Annotated in this window: 16 protein-coding genes, 1 tRNA gene and 1 riboswitch; of the genes, 13 read left to right on the forward strand and 4 right to left on the reverse strand. The window is 36.7% G+C overall.

The features are described from left to right. Positions 1–100 precede the first annotated feature (100 nt). Together BMY14_RS10720 and BMY14_RS10725 are read left to right on the forward strand one after the other, a co-directional pair. The gene (locus tag BMY14_RS10720; RefSeq protein WP_091831621.1) at positions 101–928 is read left to right on the forward strand and encodes a serine/threonine protein kinase; all 828 of its coding nucleotides are present in this window, start codon (positions 101–103) and stop codon (positions 926–928) included. Next, positions 928–2,172: a hypothetical protein gene (locus tag BMY14_RS10725; RefSeq protein ID WP_091831623.1), complete on the forward strand. Its 1,245-nt coding sequence runs from the start codon at positions 928–930 to the stop codon at positions 2,170–2,172. Before BMY14_RS10720 ends, BMY14_RS10725 begins: the two co-directional genes overlap by 1 nt. A 198-nt stretch (positions 2,173–2,370) precedes the next feature. On the opposite strand, the gene BMY14_RS10730 is transcribed toward BMY14_RS10725, so the two are convergent. From BMY14_RS10730 to BMY14_RS10740, 3 genes are all read right to left on the reverse strand, one after another. Then, entirely contained in the window at positions 2,371–3,093 is a 723-nt protein-coding gene (locus tag BMY14_RS10730; protein WP_091831625.1) for a hypothetical protein, read from the reverse strand. Positions 3,094–4,142: 1,049 nt separating this feature from the next. Then, positions 4,143–4,218 (reverse strand) — tRNA-Thr (locus BMY14_RS10735). An 86-nt stretch (positions 4,219–4,304) separates the two neighbouring features. Next, entirely contained in the window at positions 4,305–5,780 is a 1,476-nt protein-coding gene (locus tag BMY14_RS10740) for a sensor domain-containing diguanylate cyclase (RefSeq protein WP_177177555.1), read from the reverse strand. Positions 5,781–6,419: 639 nt separating this feature from the next. On the opposite strand from BMY14_RS10740, the gene trhA reads away from it, so the two are divergent. From trhA to BMY14_RS10770, 6 genes are all read left to right on the forward strand, one after another. Then, positions 6,420–7,106, forward strand: a complete 687-nt coding sequence (gene trhA, locus BMY14_RS10745; protein ID WP_091831629.1) for a PAQR family membrane homeostasis protein TrhA — start codon at positions 6,420–6,422, stop codon at positions 7,104–7,106. 77 nt (positions 7,107–7,183) lie between these two features. Then, a riboswitch (SAM riboswitch) is annotated at positions 7,184–7,283 on the forward strand. A 96-nt stretch (positions 7,284–7,379) separates the two neighbouring features. Next, positions 7,380–8,327, forward strand: a complete 948-nt coding sequence (gene metA / locus BMY14_RS10750; protein WP_019553934.1) for a homoserine O-acetyltransferase MetA — start codon at positions 7,380–7,382, stop codon at positions 8,325–8,327. Positions 8,328–8,474: 147 nt separating this feature from the next. Beyond that, the gene (locus BMY14_RS10755; RefSeq protein ID WP_019553935.1) at positions 8,475–9,059 is read left to right on the forward strand and encodes a hypothetical protein; all 585 of its coding nucleotides are present in this window, start codon (positions 8,475–8,477) and stop codon (positions 9,057–9,059) included. A 235-nt stretch (positions 9,060–9,294) separates the two neighbouring features. Beyond that, a complete protein-coding gene (locus tag BMY14_RS10760; protein WP_091831631.1) occupies positions 9,295–9,846 on the forward strand; it encodes a hypothetical protein in 552 nt (183 codons plus the stop codon). A 122-nt stretch (positions 9,847–9,968) separates the two neighbouring features. After that, positions 9,969–11,015, forward strand: a complete 1,047-nt coding sequence (gene hydE, locus BMY14_RS10765) for a [FeFe] hydrogenase H-cluster radical SAM maturase HydE (protein WP_091831633.1) — start codon at positions 9,969–9,971, stop codon at positions 11,013–11,015. 130 nt (positions 11,016–11,145) lie between these two features. Beyond that, the gene (locus BMY14_RS10770; RefSeq protein WP_245741375.1) at positions 11,146–12,942 is read left to right on the forward strand and encodes a heme NO-binding domain-containing protein; all 1,797 of its coding nucleotides are present in this window, start codon (positions 11,146–11,148) and stop codon (positions 12,940–12,942) included. Between the two features lie 89 nt (positions 12,943–13,031). On the opposite strand, the gene BMY14_RS10775 is transcribed toward BMY14_RS10770, so the two are convergent. Next, positions 13,032–13,412, reverse strand: a complete 381-nt coding sequence (locus BMY14_RS10775) for a methylglyoxal synthase (protein WP_019553939.1) — start codon at positions 13,410–13,412, stop codon at positions 13,032–13,034. A gap of 242 nt (positions 13,413–13,654) precedes the next feature. On the opposite strand from BMY14_RS10775, the gene BMY14_RS10780 reads away from it, so the two are divergent. The 5 genes from BMY14_RS10780 to BMY14_RS10800 all read left to right on the forward strand — a co-directional run bounded on the left by BMY14_RS10780 (position 13,655) and on the right by BMY14_RS10800 (position 19,788). Further along, a complete protein-coding gene (locus BMY14_RS10780; protein ID WP_091831634.1) occupies positions 13,655–14,413 on the forward strand; it encodes a transposase in 759 nt (252 codons plus the stop codon). A gap of 262 nt (positions 14,414–14,675) precedes the next feature. Continuing rightward, entirely contained in the window at positions 14,676–16,712 is a 2,037-nt protein-coding gene (locus BMY14_RS10785) for a proton-conducting transporter transmembrane domain-containing protein (RefSeq protein WP_091831636.1), read from the forward strand. A gap of 9 nt (positions 16,713–16,721) precedes the next feature. Then, entirely contained in the window at positions 16,722–17,663 is a 942-nt protein-coding gene (locus BMY14_RS10790) for a respiratory chain complex I subunit 1 family protein (RefSeq protein WP_091831638.1), read from the forward strand. Positions 17,664–17,682: 19 nt separating this feature from the next. Then, on the forward strand, positions 17,683–18,318 hold the full coding sequence (locus BMY14_RS10795; protein ID WP_091831640.1) for a hydrogenase: 636 nt from the start codon (positions 17,683–17,685) through the stop codon (positions 18,316–18,318). A gap of 3 nt (positions 18,319–18,321) precedes the next feature. Further along, complete coding sequence (locus BMY14_RS10800; RefSeq protein ID WP_091831642.1) at positions 18,322–19,788, forward strand: hydrogenase 4 subunit F; 1,467 nt, start codon at positions 18,322–18,324, stop codon at positions 19,786–19,788. The last annotated feature ends 24 nt before the right edge of the window (positions 19,789–19,812 follow it).

A 19,812-nucleotide genomic window follows, 5' to 3' on the forward strand; every position in this document is an offset into this window, starting at 1 on the left:
GATTAAATTCGGCAGGATATGGGCGCCTTCTGAGGAATATATTTAAATGAATTATTTATAAAAATTCAATAGAGGAAAGTAGCTTAGGAGGAGATATTTCTTGATAACATGTTTTAATCCTGCACTAACTATATCGGAAGTGGAGCCTTTATTTGAAAATTTGAAATTTTTAGATGTACTGAAACCTGGCGCTGAAGGAGCGGTATTTAAATGTTGTAGTGTGAAAGATGGTAAAGAAGTTTTGCTTAAAATTTATGGACCAGATCGTCCAATAAGAAGAACAGAATTAGAAATTAGCAAGCTTTTAACAGCAAGAAGTCCATATTTATGCCATTTGATTTCAAGTGGGAAAAAGAGTGTTAGATCTAGAGATTGCCGTTATTTAATAACAGATTATATAAATGGTACAAATTTAGCGGATTTTCTTAATTCAGGGGAAAAACTTAATAATGATCAAGCAGAAAAACTGGTTTTACATATAGCACATGCGGTGCAAGCATTGTGGAATGTAAAGGTTGTTCATAGTGATATAAAGCCAGATAACATAATACTTAGTAGTACAGGTGAATTTATATTGATTGATCTAGGTGTTGCTAAACATTTAGATGCAGAACAAATTACAGAAATAACTGTTTTATGCTTTGGAACTAATGGGTATTTGGCACCAGAACAATTTACTGGCCGTAAAAACTTAACTTTAAGGGCGGACTTTTATGCTGTTGGTATTACTGCATGGCAAGCGATTGTTGGTTATCATCCATTTGGTTACAACCAAGCATTAATGAAACAGCCGCTTCCCCCATTTCCAGAAGGGATAATAATTAAACCTAATTTAGCAGGGGCAATTCGCAATTTATCAAATCCTGTTGTTTATAGACGCCCAGTTAGTTATGCTGTGATAGCTAAAGAAATTAAGGGGGATAAATAATGTTTTTATATAACAGAGGTTACCATTCAACTCTAAATGATGTTAGTCCAGCAGGTGTGATTCTTTGTACATCATTGCTAGATCATCCCACTTTGAAAAAAAGGAATTTTGATTATAAAGTTAACATGGCATTATTAGATCCGCAAATTTATCTTTGGTCGGTTGATGAAAATGAATGTCTGTCAACTCATAAAAAAATTATTTCTTATCCGTGGGTGAAAACAATGTCAGTAGATGATCCGTTAAGGTTTGATGCAGGATGTATTATTACACCTAAGACAGACGCAGAAATAACAGCCTGTTTAACAAAGTGTTTTGAAATTCAAAAAAGTTTTGGTGCTACTCAAATTATAATTCCAACACCGCTTGCTATTGCAAGGGAAGATCAATTTAGTGAACAGTTAAGATGGCTAGAGTTAGCGGAGCCATTTAAAAATAAATATGATGAACCATTTTTTGCTACAATTGCATTATCTGATAAAACACTTTTAAATTGTAAATTTGAAAATAATCTGATGCTTCAAACGATATTAGATAATGCTGCGTTAATGCAGCATATTGATGGGTATTACATTGTAGTTGAACGAGATTCACCAATAATTCAAATCGTTGAAGTAAATATTGCAAGGGCGCTACTTGAATTGACCTATAATCTGGGTCATTGTCAAGATAAGGCTGTTGTAGTTAACTTTGCTGATGTTTTTGGACTCGTATGTATGGCGGTTGGTGCTACCGCATTTGGAAGTGGATACACAACGAAAGAACGACGATTATCTTTTGATGATTTTATTGACCAGAAGGGAGGAATGGCATTGCCACGCTATTATTCAAGTAATTTAATAGGTGATTTTTATTCTGAACGTGATTTAAATAAAATTATCGGCATAAAATTACTTAGATACATTTCGGAGGATATTATCACATCGCATAGCAATGTATTAATTACTGCGTTAAAACAAAAAAATTCAGTAGATAAAATAGCGGCATGGAAGGAAAGTCGAAGCAATACCGCTGCAGCTTCAAAACATCGAGTAGCTTGTTTAACAAAGCAAGTTAGTGATATTATGCAATATAATACAATTGAGGAAAAGCTTGAATGTGTTTTAATATGGATTCAAGATGCTGAGGCGAAGATGGAATACCTAAAATCTAGGCTTAAAGATGATCCGTTGAATGAAGATGGACGGCATCTTAGTGTATGGCGTAAAGCACTTGATGAATTTATGATATCAAATAAGCTATAAAGTAGCAGCAATAGTGTATAAAAATATAAAAGTCATTGATCTATGTCATGTATTATGAAAAAAGATCAATGACTTTTATATTTTTTAAGGATACAGACACTAAAATAAGTATCTTCAAAAAAAATTCAGAATTTTCTAGATTTCATATTGGGTGAGTTTAATGTTTGTATATGGGTGAATCAACAGATTTTAATCGGATTATAAAATGGTTTGGATTGTATGCCATTTTTGTTGAAGCGCTAATCCTTGAATGATTTTAATGCGCTGAGATACATATAAATTTTTATCATATTTCTTATTTTTTTTGGGGGTAAATAAAGGTTCGATTGCCCCATTGTTACTCACTACTAATAAACCAATGTTCTTTTTTTTAAAAAAAGGTAGTATATCGTTTTTATCAGAAATTCTTGATTTATCAAGAGCAACAAAAGAAAAATCAGAAAAGAGCAAGTTGAATTCAGCTTGCTCAAGAGCTTCTTTCCAATTGTAGAGTTTTAGCTCAATCGAAATTAGACCTAATTCTTTCAATGACTTCAATTCTGTTGCTGTATAGCTATTTTTTGAAACTTGAGTAATCAAATTACATTTCAGGAGTTTGCTAACATATTTTTCGATAACTTTTTGATCCAAAAACAACTCGTTTTGCAACTTTTGAATGGAGACTTTATTGTACAACCAAAATTGAGATAATATGCCGATTGAAAAACCATTTAAGTATTTAAAACATTTGAGTGTCGAGATATCATTAGTTAAAAAATCAGGAAGTGCATACGCGATAGCAACATCAATTATACGATATTTAACAGGAAATTCCAACGCTAAGGCAGAAGAAGAGCATTCGATAGATTCGCTTAGAGCAGCAGATAAATGTTTTAAGCTATTTGTTAGAATCGGCGTCATTTGCTTTTCTAAAACAAACATAAGATTACCTCCTTTTGATAAAATAAGCTATGCCGCCTAAAAAGGCGGCAAATAAATTTATTAGTATTGAGTACAGAAACTTAATAAATGGTTTTTATCAAGTATATAATATTATGGGTGGCAATTCAATGGTTAAGAGCATTATAATGATGGGTGAAATAATTTAGATTAAATCCAATGTTACATAGTGATAATTTTAATCTAGATTGTAAAAAAAGTAAAACAAGTAAATCATAGAATGTAATCTGATATTATTGAACCAATTAACACAATATGTCAGCTGTAACTTTAATGAATCAAAGGCTTTCCCTTAATAAATTCTACTGTTTTGTTTTGGGCGATACTATAGTCGACTATTTCATTATTAAACAAATTGATGAGAATATATATATAATTCCAGCTATTTCTAAGTAGGACATATGTTAAATCAATTACAATAATCTTAAGATATGTTTAGTTATTAATAAATTCGTTACGGTTGATTGTTATGGCATAATGAAATAGGATAAAGTTGTAAATAAAAATTCCCACTTATACAAAACAGAATTCCTCAAAAATGCAAAAAACCATTGCGGACAAGAATCAAATAACCTACCATTATTAGGTGACAAAACACTAAAAGGGGAGGACTGGAGGCTGCTCACAATGGACCAAATTGATTATATCAGAAAAGCGTTCTTTGAGGAAGGTCTCAATATTTCACAAATTGCAAAAACCTTTTATGGTGAGTTCGGATGAATTTATCCTCTTTTGGGACTCATGATGATAGGAATTGTGTGATGTTTTAGAAATTTACAAAGTGTGGATATCAAATGCAAAATAATTTATGATGAAATTTTTTTGCAATTTAAAGAGACGCTATTTGTCATGTCAGAATAAAACCATGAGGGTTTTTGTAGTGGTATATAGCTGAAGTGGATTTTTGACCTGTATTTTTTAGAATAAATAAAGATAATTGTAGATTTTTTCGTTAAGGCGCAAATAAGGCGCATTGCCTTAAATTTAGACAATAAAAAAGCCTCCGAAAACCTCGGAGGCATTGATAACACTGGAGCTGATGATAGGAATTGAACCTACGACCTGCTCATTACGAATGAGCTGCTCTACCAACTGAGCTACATCAGCGCGATCACACAACATATTTTAACGTAGTATTGAAAAAATGTCAAGAAATTGTAAAAAATAATACAGAAAATCAGTTTCATTTCAGTTTAAGAGTTTTGGTATGTATTATTAGCAGTGGCGAAACAATCTTTGCCGCTGCTTTTTATTTGATATAAAGCATGATCGGCGGCATCAAGTAATTCTTTGTACGTAGCTCCATTTTGCGGGGAAATGGCGATACCGATGCTGGCCGATACCATGCAGTCTTTATTACCAGCATATTGATTTTGGCGGAGGGTATGTGAAATGGCGTTGGCTTTGCGAAATACTGTTTTTGTAGAACGGATATCATGCATAAAAGCAACAAATTCATCACCGCCAATTCGGCCGATGACATCATTTGGTCCGAAAAGTGATTGAAGCTGCATCGAAAATGTTTTGAGCACTTCATCACCAATCAAATGACCGAACGTGTCATTGATATCTTTGAAATCATCAATATCAATAATCATCAAGGCGTGGATTGCTTTGGATTTTGGCGTTTTTTTTAGGAAACTATTGATCATAGTTTCTGTGACGGCTTTGTTATATAAATCGGTTAAAGGGTCTTTACAGGCCTTTTTTTCGAGTGATAATAATGTCTTTTTCTGTGTATCGATATTGACGATTTTACCAATGACTTTAATAGGTTCATGTCGTATATTATAGATTGTTTGACTGTTGATATGAAACCACGCGTAGGAGCCTTCAATGTTACGAAGTTTGAGCTCAGTGGAAAATTTAGGTTCACCTGAACGAAATGAATTGATTAATTTTTTGATGGTATCGATATCTTTACGATAGACAAAATTGTCTTTGTATATGTTTTTTGAAAAATTTATACAGCGAGCCTGACGACCGAATAATTCAGTATATTTGGCACTGTGTTCAATTATATCAGTCTCAATATCATATTCGAATATGACATCATTTGTCATTTCTGTAGCAATATGATAACGTTCTTTTTCTAATAATAGTTTTTGTTGGTACATTTTTGATTTTGTAATATCTAGCAATAAGTAAGATACCGTATCGTATCGATTGTTGGATCGATGGTAGCGGTAACAGTTTGCTCGCAACCATACGAATGTGCCATCCGTTCTTTTTAGCGTGAAATCAAATGTCAAATTATCAATATTAGGTGTAATTGTATCGGAAACAATAATTTTGCTGAGAAGTTTTTCTGCACCGATAAAATTACGACCGCTATTGTTGAATTTTTGTCTGACTTGTGCAGGGGAATAACCGATTAATTTATAATAACCTGCATTTGCATATAAAATCGTTAAGTTATCATCCAAAGCATATGTAACGATACCACAAGATACAGTGTCCATTAGTGAATCGAATTCAAGATTTTGTTGATCGTATGCTCGAACATTTTCTTGCAATTTTAAACAATAATAAAGTGCAGTGAAAAGTAGGATGACTATAAGTGCTTTTCCGGCAATATAATCTTGGATAAAAGGCATTTCAACACAAATCGTTAAAACAATAGAAAAAGATAATAACACAGAAATATGTTTCAAATAATGCTTTTTCATTTTTGTTCGGTTCATAGGAATCACGACCTTATCTTATCGAATGAAATGATCATGTAAATAAGAAAACAATTATCCTATTGTGCATTCATAAATCCAAGTTAAATTTTCTAAAAAAACCATTAATGCTAAGTTCCAGCAATGAAAAATAATCGCCAACACATGGTTACAATTAATAATTGTAACATAGTTTGGTGAACATTTAAACAGATTATTATACTATCATTAATGGTTATTATAGTAGTATGAATAGACAAATTATTCATACTAAATAAGTAAGGATTTGTTAGTGATCATCTTGAAAAATGCGGATTTTATTGTGGCGATAACTGCCTTAATTTATTTATGTATGAAATAATTTTAAACTCAATCCGTTGCTTGAAATGATTGCAAAAATAAACTTTTTTCATAGTACAATTCACTCCATATAATATAGGACAATTATACTATTTAAATGGGAAATAATCAATTGCACCTATATTGCAAGATGCAGCGGGTTTATTTGAATTTAAAGGAGTTATGCGGGATGAGATATTTGATTTTTCTATGAGAAAAGGATTCATTTTCATTTGTTTTGTGGTAAAATGAGAGGGTATTCGATGCATATGCTTAACTTTTGTTAAGAGGAAAGGATGTGTTTTTATGCATGAAGTTGTCATTAAGGCTCGGCTTAGTCTCGAGGAAATTTTAAATGCGGTGACGCATGGTGTTGGTACAGCAATGGCGGTTGTTGCACTTGTTGGAATGTTGGTGCTCTATTATGATGAAGGTACCTGGCATGTTACGAGCTGTATAATTTATGGGATTTCCCTTATCTTATTGTATCTTGCGTCCACGTTATACCATAGTTTTACGAATGAGAAGCTCAAGTCAATTTTTAAATTTATTGATCATGCTGCGATTTATGTTTTGATTGCAGGCAACTATACGCCCTTTACATTAATTCCTCTACATGGTGAAGTTGGGTGGACAATCTTTGGAATTGTTTGGTCACTAGCTGCAGCGGGGATTGTTTTCCAGATATTTTGTGTTAAAAAATTTAAGGTTTTGGGTACACTATGTTATTTGGCGATGGGCTGGTTTGCGGTGGTGATGATTCGTCCGCTTTTGGGTCTGCTGCCCATTGAAGCGATTTATTGGATGATTGCCGGGGGTGTTTTTTATACGGTAGGTGCAGTTTTTTATCTTGTAAAAAAAATTCCTTATAATCATGCGATTTGGCATTTGTTTGTGTTAGCTGGAAGTATTGCTCATTTTGTGGCGATTTTTAAATTCGTTTTACCTCTGCCAGAAGTAGTCATTCATATGACTTCATTAGGAATTATGTAAAATGGAATTTTATTGACACTTGTAAAGTTGTTATGTTAGAATTAATCATTGATTTATGACGTTAAAATTTCATATTACTCTTATCAAGAGTGGTCGAGGGACTGGCCCGATGACACCCGGCAACCGGCGCATGCGCAAGGTGCTAAATCCAGCAGGAAAATTCCTGGAAGATGAGAGGGAACACGCTTAAAAAGGTCCCTTTCATTTGAATGGGATCTTTTTCTTGCTTAGAGTAAGAGAAATCTTTCGTTTTTAAAGGGAGGATAAACGAATATGCCAATCAAAATACCAAATAATTTACCAGCAACCAATATTTTAGAAAGTGAAAATATTTTTGTCATGGATACCGATCGGGCTTATAAACAGGATATTAGACCGCTTAAGATCTTGATTGTGAATCTAATGCCGGTGAAATCAATTACGGAGACGCAGCTGCTGCGGCTGTTAGGCAATTCACCAATTCAGGTTGAAGTCGATTTTATTTATACGGAATCCTATGTGCCGCAACATACATCACAAGATTATTTGACGGAATTTTATGGTACATTTGCCGAGGTACGGCATAAAAAATATGATGGACTGATTATTACAGGTGCTCCAGTTGAACAGATGGATTTTGAAGATGTTGCGTATTGGGATGAAATCTGTGAAATTATGGAATGGAGTAAATCACATGCATATTCAACATTTCATATTTGTTGGGGAGCACAAGCCGGTCTTTATTATCATTATGGAATCAAAAAGCATGCAGTCTCACCGAAAATTTTCGGTGTATATAAACATCATTTGAGTGTGGAACATGAAAAATTATTTCGCGGTTTTGATGATGAATTTTATGTTCCACATTCACGTCATACGGAAGTACGTAAGGAGGATATTGAAAAAGTAGAAGCGCTGACTATTTTATCAGAAGCTGAAGGAGCGGCAGGCGTTTATGCCATCGCGAATCTAGCGAAACGACAATTTTTTATTACGGGACATGCTGAATATGATCCACTGACATTAAAAGGTGAATATGACCGCGATGTAAAAGCGGGGATGAAAATAGAAATTCCACAAAACTATTATCCAAATGATGATCCGACGAAGCAGCCAGTTATGAAATGGCGAAGTGTTGCCAATTTACTTTTTGCTAATTGGCTCAATTATTATGTATATCAGGAAACGCCATATAATTTAGATGAACTTTATGCAGCGAATGACTATATGTATTATATTTAACTGATGAAACAAGGCTTTGTGGCTGGACTTTAGACTCATTTTAGCGAAATTGTGAAAAATCTAAGAGAAATCAAAGAATAGCTGTATAAAATTAACAAGATAAAGTATAGATATCAGTAAAATACAGCTATGAATAGGGGATTTATAATGAAAAAACAGGTTATTCTTTTAATGAGTACGATTTTAGTTCTTTTGGTGATGATGCCGGCAGCTTTGGCGCAGGAGCAGTCCAATGGAATAAAAGGCTACCAGTGGGCATTTTCTTCCGATCAGACCAATTATTATTTTGGTAGTGATAAAATGTCGTATGCTGTTGATAAACATGGCAAAATTGATAAAAGCAGGTTGTTGTTTTCGTCTATTATGACATATGAAGAACCGAAACCACAGGCGGTTATTACGCAGCGTGAAGCGCGTGGTCAAAAATTGACGGGTTATGAAAATTTCCATGGAATTATTGAAGTCAGAGAAATTGATTTAGATAAAAAAACGGTTTGGATACGAAGTCATCAAGATATTGATACGGCATTTAAAGTATTGACTGCCGAAAGTTCGGATCAGCTTTATGATCTCAAAGTTTTACCAAAAGATCAGCCGGAATATATTTTTGCTCAGCAGGTCATTGATTATGCGGCAAAACATGCAGATGATCTTAATCATAATACAAAAACCATGCAGCGCGAGTTGAAAAAAGCTCAAAAGACAGCAGAAAAACAAAATAATAAAGAATGACAACCAAATTGGTTTGATAAAAAAGTTTGAATTAAAATTTTAATTTTAATTCAAACTTTTTTAGTAGCAGAGAATTGACAGACGTACTAAAATAATATTATGATTACTAGGGAGTAGTAATCATTTGAAAATGTTTGGATGGTTTAGGCTGCTGTTTTGCGATGGAAAGCGGAAAATACCAGCCTAAGTTATTCAGATGTGAGCAGGTTTAAGTTTAATCGATAGGAGAATGCTGATGCGAAAAAATTTTTTTTTGTATTTTGTAGTACTAGTGTGTATAGGGTTGATTTTACCTCGGACAGCTTTCGCAGAATTGGCCATTTCGGACAGTTCTTATAAATGGGTACAGTCCTCAGCACGAATTAACTATTATTTTAACACCAGCGAAATACGTTTTTTTGTAGACGATACGGGACGTGTCGATCGTAATATTTTGCTGGTGAAAACGGTTAAAAGTTTTGACTGGCTTCAAATCCAGGATATTGTAGAAAAACGTAACTGGAAAGGGTTAGATACAGCGGGGTATGAGAACCTGGCTGGATCAGCGGAAGATCTGATTATTGATTTACAGCATCAAACTGTATTCGTGAAAACATATACAGAGCTGGATACAAACTGGAATGCGCTGGATAGCAGCGAACCAAATCGTCTATGCGATTTGACTAAATTATCCACTAAAAGTTTCGATCATATTTTTTATGAGGAAATCATAAAGTATGCTGCTTTGCATCAGGCAGAATTACAGGATCGTAGTATAGCGTATGCTGCCCAATTATATACAAAGTAGTCTGGAAAAACGTGGATGAGGCCTTGGCTTTAGTCCACGTTTTTGTGTAAAGGTTTTGTTTGCGAAGTTCTCGCTAAATGATATATACTAATATGGATTATTATAACGAAAAGGTGTTACTTATGGATTATCATGAATTGATTAACAAAGCGGAACAGACACATAAATTGGCAGGCAGTGAGATTGTTGCATTATTAAAAAACGAAGAATATCAAGAAGAGCTTGCTCAGGCAGCGGATCGAGTTCGTCATGTCTTTGTGGGTGATGAAGTTCACTTGCGTGGATTGATTGAATTTTCTAATATATGTAAACAGAATTGTCTCTATTGCGGGCTGCGGCGCGATAATAAAAAGGTGGAACGATATAGGCTATCGGAAGCAGAAATTCTTGATTTTGCAGCAAAGGCGAAATCGTATGGCTATAAAACTGTCGTGATGCAATCTGGTGAAGATATGCATTTTAGCGTTGACATTCTTAGCCGTGTTTTACGAAAAATAAAAAAAATGGATCTTGCGATTACACTCAGTATTGGTGAGAAAACATATGAAGAATATAAGGCTTATAAGGAAGCCGGTGCTGATCGTTATTTGATTCGTATTGAAACAACCGATAGGGAGTTATATGAAGCTTTAAATCCAGGTATGAGTTTTGAAAATCGCCTTCGCTGCCTGTCTGATCTTAAGCGATTAGGTTATGAAGTTGGTACGGGATCGCTGGTTGGCCTGCCAAATCAACCCATTGAATCATTGGCCCGGGATCTTTTATTTTTTCAGGAAATCGATGCTGATATGGTTGGTATAGGTCCTTTTATTCCCAATGGTGATACGCCTTTACATAATGCAAAAGGCGGTTCGTTTCTACTGGCGAGATCTTTTGTTGCGTTATTGAGGCTTTTGCTGCCAGAGGCTAATATTCCTGCAACGACTGCGATGGAAACACTGGATCGTAATGCGAGAATCATTGCTCTGCAGTCGGGAGCCAATGTTGTGATGCCAAATGTAACCGAGGGAGATTATCGGCGCAAATATGCATTGTATCCGGGTAAAATATGTATTTCTGATACACCTGCGCATTGTCGTGGCTGTATTAGCGGGAAAATTATGGCAATTGGACGGAAAATTTCAGAACATAAGGGATTTCGTTGTCATGCAAATAGTAATAAAGTGTAGATTCTTAAACGGGGCTGGCAACAGCTCTTTTTTCGGAAAAGTGGGATAGAAATCCTATAAAATCATTTCCAAATGAATTGATATAATGTATAATTAAATCTAAGTAAGAATAGTTCTAGAAATTTATGGGGTGATTAAAATAAAAGGGACAGTTGTAGCAACGTGGATTAGTACAGCAAAAAAGCTTTGGGGCGAAGCTGTAGTCGCTGAAATCATGGGGAATCTTGGTTGGGAGTCGACAAGGATTTTTTTGCCAACCGAAGATGTAGAAGATAATAAACCAAAACAGATGGTAGAAATGCTGTCAAAAAAAACAGGGCAATCAGTCAAACAAATTTGGCATGCCATCGGGAAAGATAACGTTACCGCATTTTTTAACGTTTATCCCGCATTTTTTCAAAATAAGACATTATATTCTTTTTTAGCATCACTGTATGATATACATGTGGAAGTGGTGAAACGTATCGCTGGTGCAAAACCGCCGGAGGTTATCATGACTCCGATCAGTGAACATGAAGCAATTTTCTCTTACCGTTCAGAACGAGCCATGTTCGATTATTTTCTTGGTTTATTGGATGGGTCCGCCGAACATTACCATGAAGCATTGGGAATAGAAGTGTTGGAACAAACTTCAAATTCTTTAAAATTGAAGCTGAAATTTGCTCAATCGATTACCCATACGCAAACTTTTGGTCTTAATAAATGGCTGGGGTTTGTCGGCGGTCTTGCAGCTAAAATCGGCTTACTGGTAACGGTTGCTGTGTTCGTAGCACTGCTTATTGTTCGAACCTTTACGGAAGTATCCTTGTGGACCTCATTGGTAGCGGGTTTTGTATCCTATATTTCCGCAGCGGTTCTATTGCGTCCAATGCAGTCTATAAAAATGCAGATGGATCGACTTTTAGAACATCGCTATATTGAGACCTTTACTTTACATACAAAAGATGAATTTGAGCGACTCAACTGTAAGATTGAAGAATATAAGAAACGGATCAAAGCAGATTTTACTGGCTTTAAAGGAACGACAGATGAATTGAACCGCTATGGTGGAACCTTTAATACGCTCGCGGGTAATATGGGTTCGGCTTCTGATCATATTACAAATATTATGGATGAAGTAGCCGTGTCAGTACTTCATGAAGCAACTTCGACTACGGATGCAGTCGGAATTTTAAACGGTAATATTGTAACGCTCAAAACGGTTGTGGATCAACAAATTGAAAATAACCAGCATTTGCAAAATGCTGTTGATAAAATTGATCGCGGCTTTGGGGATGTTCACAGTTCAAGCGATAAGATCCATGATAGTATGGTTAATTTTGCTAAAGTTAAAAAAGATGTAGGAAAATTAAGTGTGCAGACACAGAAAATTACAGAAATCACGGGTATGGTGGCAGCAATTGCCGGACAGACGAATATGCTTGCACTTAATGCAGCGATTGAAGCAGCCAGAGCAGGTGAACAAGGTCGTGGCTTTGCAGTTGTAGCGCAGGAAGTTGGACGACTCGCCGAAGAGTCGCAGCAGCATTCCGAAATTATTTCGGCAGATGTTTTGGTTATTACCCATACAATTCAGGATGTTGTGAAATCTGTTGATGAAGAATATGCTCTTTTGTCAACGGAAAGTAAACAGCTTATCGGTGTCGTAAATGAGAATGCAGAACATGTTGCTAATATTAGAGCTGTTTCAGCAGGAATTGTGGATATGATATCTAAGCTGGAACATGAAATGGAAGATATCAATTCTGTCTATGGAAATATTGAATCGATTGCGGCAATTTCCGAAGAAAATTCCGCAGCAACCCAGGAAGTTAATTCAGCCGTTCGTATTTACAATGATAAATTACAGGATATGATTGGGAAAATTGGCGAATTTAAGAAAATGACGCAGAATTTCGCAGTGGATATTAATCAGTATAAAATTTAATAAGACAATAAAAAAACTGCCCTCCAGAGATTAGATTTAGGTCTAACTTATGGGGGGCAGCTCATTTCGATCGTCTGTTTTTTATTGTCTTATTTGTTTTGTTCTGTAACTAGCCATTTTACTAATATATGAGCACTACGGCGATTGGTAGCCAATGGAATGTTATGTACATCGCAGATTCGCAGCAATGCTGTAATATCTGGTTCGTGAGGTTGTGACGTCAGCGGGTCACGCAGGAAAATAACAAGATCAACTTTTTCTGTTGCGACGAGTGCACCAATTTGTTGGTCACCGCCGAGTGGACCGGACATCAGAGTTTTTACATTTAAATGAAATTTTTCATTGATGAGGGTTCCGGTTGTTCTGGTAGCAATGAGGTCGTATTGAGAAAGTACGTCTTTATGATGGTCGACAAATTCTAACATTTCAGTTTTTTTCTTGTCATGGGCAATTAAAGCGATTGTTTTCATGAATACACCTGCTTTGATAGATTTTATTTACTATAAATTACTATCTTAGTATAGCGTATTTGTGAAAACAGGTAAATAGCAGAATTCTTAGAAAAATATTTTTGATCTTATAGGGTTTTGTTTCAGTAGTTTTTATCATTGTGTTTATTGTGCAACAATTATGAAAACCAATAACTTTAGGGACAGATATTGCATCACACATAGGACTTATGATAAAATATCTCCGAATGGAGTGAATGTAAGTGGCAAGAAAAGCAAGAGTGAAAAGTAGTACCGGAATTTATCATATTATTATACGCGGTCTGGATATGCAAACAGTATTTGAAGAGGACGAGGACAAAACAGCTTTTTTAAAGTTGGTGCATGATTATAAAGCAATCTGCGGCTACGCTGTGTTTGGTTATGTGGTGATGGATCATCATGTCCATCTTGTGATTCGTGAAGGGCAGAATACCGTCAGTAATATTATGAAGCGTATCGGGGTTAAGTATGTTGCACGCTATAACGCAAAATATGCGCGTGAAGGGCAGTTGTTTCATGATCGTTTTAAGAGTGAGCCAATTGAGTCGGATGATTATTTAAAAACAGTTTTACGTTATATTCATCAAGAACCTGTTCGTACTGGTGCGGTAACTGAAATTAGCAGATATCCGTGGAGCAGTTTTAAAGAATACATAGATACGGATTCGATTGTTGATACACAAAAAGTTTTAGCTATTTTTGGTAAAGAAGAAGCAGCGCAGCGCATTGCTTTTCGCAAGTATATGAATGAACCTTCCGAGGATAAATGTTTAGAAGCTTGTCGGGAAAAGATTGCTGATGCAGATTTGCTGGCCCTTTTACTTCGTTTAGCCCGAGTAAAAACGGTGGAGGAATTAAAACGTTTATCGAAACCAGACCGCAATGAAATGTTGAGAGAAGTGAAATCACTGGATACAACGTCTACATGGCAAATTGCTAAAGTGAGTGGTTTTAGCCAAAGTGTTGTCGCAAAAATATAAAAAACAATAAAATTTAAAGAGCTCCTATAGTATAATCGGCTGAAAAAGCTTGTTATATACAGGGGCTCTTCTTGTTTGAAAAATTTTTAAAATAAAACGTGTACTCCATTCTTGACGATTGCCATATTAGGATATTTAATGTACCTTATAATAACATTTATATATTTTTTTTATCTTTTGTGCAGTATTCGCTTGTGTATTTAATTGATATGTAGTATATTCAAATAATCAGATATTCAGTAGTACAGATATTGGAGGTAGTATGTTTTTGTTAACACAGGATTTATTTAATAATTTATTTGAGCTGGGTGTGCTCTTTTTTATTTTGGGCGGTATATTTCCGCTGCTTTTGCATAAATGGCAGCACTTTGCGACTGCTTTTGCCAATGGTTGTTCTTTTGTCGGCGGTGTTTTGATGACAATTGTGGCGGGGCGGTTGCTTTTGTTTCAGGAAACCTTAAACTTGACGGCGTGGACGATTATGGACCCAATCATATTGAAAGTTCATTTTGATATGCTATCGTCCTTCTTTTTATTGATTATTGGCAGTATGGTTTTAATTTGTGCTATTTACGCACAGGGAGATGTGGTTTCTAATAAACAACTGGATGGTAGAAACTATCTTGGGGCTATTATGAATTTTTTTATCCTTTCCCTTATTGGCGTTGTTGGTGTTGATACTTCCGTGACCTTTTTGATCTTTTGGGAGTTCATGGCGTTGACGTCTTTTGCGCTGGTGATATTTGAACATGAAAAAAAGAAAGTTCGTTCCGCGGGCTATATTTATTTGACGATGACACATGTAATCGGCGTTTGTTTGAGTATCGCTTTTTTATTGTTGTATTGGTATACGGGCAGTTTGGAGTTTGCTGCTTATAAGAATATTGGGTCACAGGTATCAGAACTGACAGGATCCATAATCTTTTTTTTGTTTTTTATTGGTTTTGCTGCAAAAATGGGATTGTTTCCAATTAATGTATGGCTGCCACGGGCTTATCCGGCAGCACCATCGAGCGCAACGACGCTGATGGCTTCAGCAATGATCAAAATGCCTGTATATGCATTACTACGTGTATCTTTTGATTTTTTTGGCACAGGCCCGCTCTGGTGGGGGCTGTGCCTTATTGGAATAGGAACGGTTTCTATGTTTGCGGGCAGTTTGTTAGGTGCTTTGCAAAATGATACGAAACGGTTTCTTGCTTATAGTAGTGTGGAGAATATGGGACTTCTTTGTGTGGGAATTGGAGCAAGTTTGTATTTTAATGCAGTGGGCGCATTTACGTTGGCGGCACTGGCTTTTTCGGGTACATTGTACCATGTTTTCAGTCACTGCATCTTTAAATCTCTGTTGTTTATGGGAGCTGGAGTTATGCTGCGGGCAACGGGAACATGCAATATAAGTCGTCTCGGCGGTCTTATTCATCGGATGCCTTGGACGGCGGGTGCTTTTTTGATTGGCGGGATGACCTTGGCTTCTTTACCACCGTTTACTGGATTTATGAGTGAGTGGCTTTTGCTGCAATCGATGCTGCATATGGCCTTTGAACCATCAACGCCATTTATTAAACTTTTTGCTGCCATGGTTGTGGCGGCCATGGGGCTGTCTGGAGCGTTGGCGGCGGCAGCTGTGGTTAAACACTTTGGCATCGCTTTTTTAGGCAAGGCACGTACTCCAGCGGCGGCTGAGATGCAAGATGTTAATGGAAGTATGCGCGTTGGAATGATGGTGCTTTGTTTTTTGTCGCTCGTATTGGGAATATATCCTGGTGGAGCATTCTTGTTTATTAATGCGGTGACGAGTGGGTATTTTTCTGTGGTGTTTAAGAGTGATTTTATCGTCCTTGTTCCGTTTGTTGGAGCTGCCGAAAAGTTGACACTTTCAACGGGCATTGTGGCAGGTTTGATTTTTGTCATTTTACTGTTTACATATCTTTTGATTCGCCGCTTGTATGGACGGAGTCGTTATGAACTAGAATTTGTCTGGACTTGCGGGGGGGAACATCTTCCTGTTATGGAATATACAGCAGCATCCTATTCACAGCCGTTACTGCGTATTTTCAAGAGAATTCTTGGAGCACATAACAAGATTGTGACACAAGCTGAATATCAATATTATCCAAAGCGAATCGAGCATCGTATCAATATCGATGCTCGTGTTGGTGATAATGTTTATAAACCTTGTATTGGACTTATGGTAAAACTATTTAAGCAAGTTAAAATCATTCAAAATGGTAATTTGCAGGCTTATGTGGCTTATATGGTTGCAGCTTTAATTATTACTTTGTTATGGATTAGGTAGGTGGAATGGATGATAGAAAAAATAGTATATATGGTCTGTCAGGTTTTGTTGGTTTTATTTGTAGCACCATTGGTAGAGGGGATCATAAAAAAAGTGAAGGCTCGGTTGCAAAATCGTATTGGTGCTGATCTTGTGCAGCCATATCGTGATTTATTTAAATATCTGCGTAAAGATGCTGTTCTTGCCAAAGAGGCTTCCTGGCTCACGAGGACAACACCTTATCTTGTTTTTGCTGTTGTCCTGGGTTCAGTAAGTTTGCTGCCCATGGCGGCATTATATTCACCGCTGACCTTTACTGGTGATATCATTTTACTGGTTTACCTTTTTGCCGTCGTGCGTTTTTTTCTAGCTATTACGGCATTGGATTCCGGCAGTGCTTTTGGCGGGATGGGATCAAGCCGGGAAATGATTATGTCTGCTATTTGTGAAGCAGCGCTGCTGCTTGCGGTGATTGCTGTACTTATGCAGGTTGGCACAACCAATCTGGGGGTGATTGTCGAATCTTTGCTTACGGGGGGACGGGATTTATTCAATTATGCGTATTGGCTCTCATTTGTGGCATTTTTGCTTGTGGTCATTGTTGAAACAGGGCGGATACCTTATGATAACCCGGATACACATCTGGAACTTACCATGATTCATGAAGCTATGCTGCTTGAATATTCGGGCCGTTATTGGGGCCTTTTGCATTGGGCTCTTTTGGTGAAGCAAATTCTTGTTTTTACTTTATTTATCGATCTTTTTATCCCATGGGGGATTGCCAAAGAATTTACCGGTTTGGCAATTTTTGAAGGCAGTATTTTTTATTTGCTTAAAGTTATTCTGCTTGGTATATTGCTGGCGGTGATTGAAACGCTTTATGCAAAAATGAGGTTGTTTAAAGTACCCAAATTGTTGGTAGTTTCAATGGCGTTATCGGTTTTGGCGATTGTTTTGCAAATTGCTGTATAAAGGGGGAAGAAAAATACAAATGGATAGTTTTATTACGGTGATTTTACTCGTAAGTACGCTGCTTTTATTTAGGACGAAAAAGACGATGGATGCTGTATTTATTATAACAATCCAATCAGCTGGTCTGGCTGTAATCGGATTTATTATGTGGTATCGCACGGGACTGGTGCATCTTTTAATCGGAGCAGTCTTAACGTTGGTCGTTAAGACGTTTCTGATACCCTATATATTGTATTATACGGTGCGTAAGACGAAAGAGCACCGAAACATTGTACGGAGTATGGGGCAGTTTCCTACGATGCTGATAGCCCTTTTACTAACGGTGCTGGGGCAGTATGTAGCGTCTCATTTGATGCTGCCGGGAGCGGAACATGGGATGCGTTATCTGTCAGCAGCCATTGGTTTGGTATTTTTAGGAACATTTACGATTATCAATAATAAGCAAGTTTTGATGGAAGGAATTGGTGTCATTGTGATTGAAAACGGTTTATTTTTGATTACACAGTCGTTAAGCTACGGAATGCCTCTAGCCGTTGAACTAGGGATTTTCTTTGATTTATTTGTAGCGGTTGTAATTATTGCGAGTTTGACATTTAAGATTCATTCTGTTTTCCATAGTTTGAATACAGAAAAAATGCAGGATTTAAGGGGATAAGTTATGTTGGCAATAGGATTATTTGTAGTTACGCTTTTGAGTGGTGCTTTGGGCGGGCTGTTTAGCAGACATAAATTTGCCGATTTCTTGCAGGCCACAGGGTCCTTTGTTTCATTGCTGCTGGCAGGCTGGATTGCAAAAATTGTAATTTTTGATGGGAACATACTTATCTATTCAGATCATTTGATTTATATTGATGCCCTGGGTGCTTTTAATATTATGTTGATCGCGATGGTCGGGTTTGTGGCAGCGGTTTATTCGGTTGGTTACATGCGTTATGAAGTGGCAGAAGGATTCATAACACGGGTGCAGTTAGGTAGATATTATTTCTTTTTTCATTGTTTTATTTTATCGATGCTGTGGGTGAGTTCGGTTGATAATTTGGGCATGTTATGGGTTGGAATAGAGCTTACTACATTGATTTCAGCCTTATTAGTATCCTTTTATGGAACACAACATGCATTGGAGGCAGCTTGGAAATACCTTATTATGGGGGTGGTCGGAATTGGTTTTGCCCTTTTGGGTATTGTATTTCTCTATATGTCAGGGCTCAACACCATGAATCCGGCAGCGGCACTGCAGTGGTCTTCACTTATGGTGGTGGCGGATCAATTGAATCCACAATGGGTTGAAATCGGTTTTATTTTTATTTTGATTGGTTTTGGCACAAAGGCAGGGCTGGCACCTATGCATTTTTGGCTGCCGGATGCACATAGTCAGGCTCCAGCACCAGTTAGTGCGGTTTTATCCGGGGTACTTTTGAATACCGCCCTTTATGGTATTTTTCGTATTTTTGCGATTGCAAATCTTACGCTGCATGGACAGGCCGCTAAATATTTAATTGGGTTTGGATTGTTTTCAATTGCGGTGACAGTACCTTTTATCATGGTGCAGAAGGATTTAAAGCGTATGCTGGCATTTTCGAGTGTTGAGCATATGGGAATTATTACATTAGCTGTTGGCTTTGGTGGACCGTTGGGGTTATATGGAGCGTTTTTGCATATGTTTAATCATTCCATGACCAAATCTTTACTGTTTTTTGCTGCGGGTGATGTGGCGCAAAAATACCATACGAAATTTATGGATCGTATTTTTGGGGTACTTAAGGCGCTTCCTTTTACGGGAATTGTCATGCTTATTGCAGCTTTTGGTGTTGCCGGGGCACCACCGTTTAGCATCTTTTTGAGTGAGTTTACAATCATGTTAGCGGGTGCAGCTTCTGGTAACATTTTTGCCGCAGGTATTTTTGCTTTGTTGATTGTACTGATTTTTGCGGGAATGTCTTATTATGTGTTAAAGATGGCTTTTGGGAAAATGCCGGTTCGGACCGTGCATCAAACGGATTTTTGGATGAAAACTGCCATGAGTATACTGCTTGTGTTTGTTATAGTCGGGGGTCTATATGTACCAGACCCACTTGTTTATGCAATCCATGCAGCAGTCGCTATATTCCAGGGGGGGATTAAATAATGGAGCGAAGAAGACGGATTTTAA

Source organism: Propionispira arboris, assembly GCF_900109225.1.
GTDB classification, from domain to species: Bacteria; Bacillota; Negativicutes; order Selenomonadales; family Selenomonadaceae; genus Propionispira; species Propionispira arboris.

Excerpts from the sequence above, each read along its gene's own strand:
- BMY14_RS10725 (WP_091831623.1), top strand. The coding sequence starts at position 928 with ATGTTTTTATATAACAGAGGTTACCATTCAACTCTAAATGATGTTAGT.
- BMY14_RS10730 (WP_091831625.1), bottom strand. The coding sequence starts at position 3,093 with ATGTTTGTTTTAGAAAAGCAAATGACGCCGATTCTAACAAATAGCTTA.
- BMY14_RS10740 (WP_177177555.1), bottom strand. The coding sequence starts at position 5,780 with ATGAAAAAGCATTATTTGAAACATATTTCTGTGTTATTATCTTTTTCT.
- trhA (WP_091831629.1), top strand. The coding sequence starts at position 6,420 with ATGCATGAAGTTGTCATTAAGGCTCGGCTTAGTCTCGAGGAAATTTTA.
- metA (WP_019553934.1), top strand. The coding sequence starts at position 7,380 with ATGCCAATCAAAATACCAAATAATTTACCAGCAACCAATATTTTAGAA.
- BMY14_RS10755 (WP_019553935.1), top strand. The coding sequence starts at position 8,475 with ATGAAAAAACAGGTTATTCTTTTAATGAGTACGATTTTAGTTCTTTTG.
- BMY14_RS10760 (WP_091831631.1), top strand. The coding sequence starts at position 9,295 with ATGCGAAAAAATTTTTTTTTGTATTTTGTAGTACTAGTGTGTATAGGG.
- hydE (WP_091831633.1), top strand. The coding sequence starts at position 9,969 with ATGGATTATCATGAATTGATTAACAAAGCGGAACAGACACATAAATTG.
- BMY14_RS10775 (WP_019553939.1), bottom strand. The coding sequence starts at position 13,412 with ATGAAAACAATCGCTTTAATTGCCCATGACAAGAAAAAAACTGAAATG.
- BMY14_RS10785 (WP_091831636.1), top strand. The coding sequence starts at position 14,676 with ATGTTTTTGTTAACACAGGATTTATTTAATAATTTATTTGAGCTGGGT.
- BMY14_RS10790 (WP_091831638.1), top strand. The coding sequence starts at position 16,722 with ATGATAGAAAAAATAGTATATATGGTCTGTCAGGTTTTGTTGGTTTTA.
- BMY14_RS10795 (WP_091831640.1), top strand. The coding sequence starts at position 17,683 with ATGGATAGTTTTATTACGGTGATTTTACTCGTAAGTACGCTGCTTTTA.
- BMY14_RS10800 (WP_091831642.1), top strand. The coding sequence starts at position 18,322 with ATGTTGGCAATAGGATTATTTGTAGTTACGCTTTTGAGTGGTGCTTTG.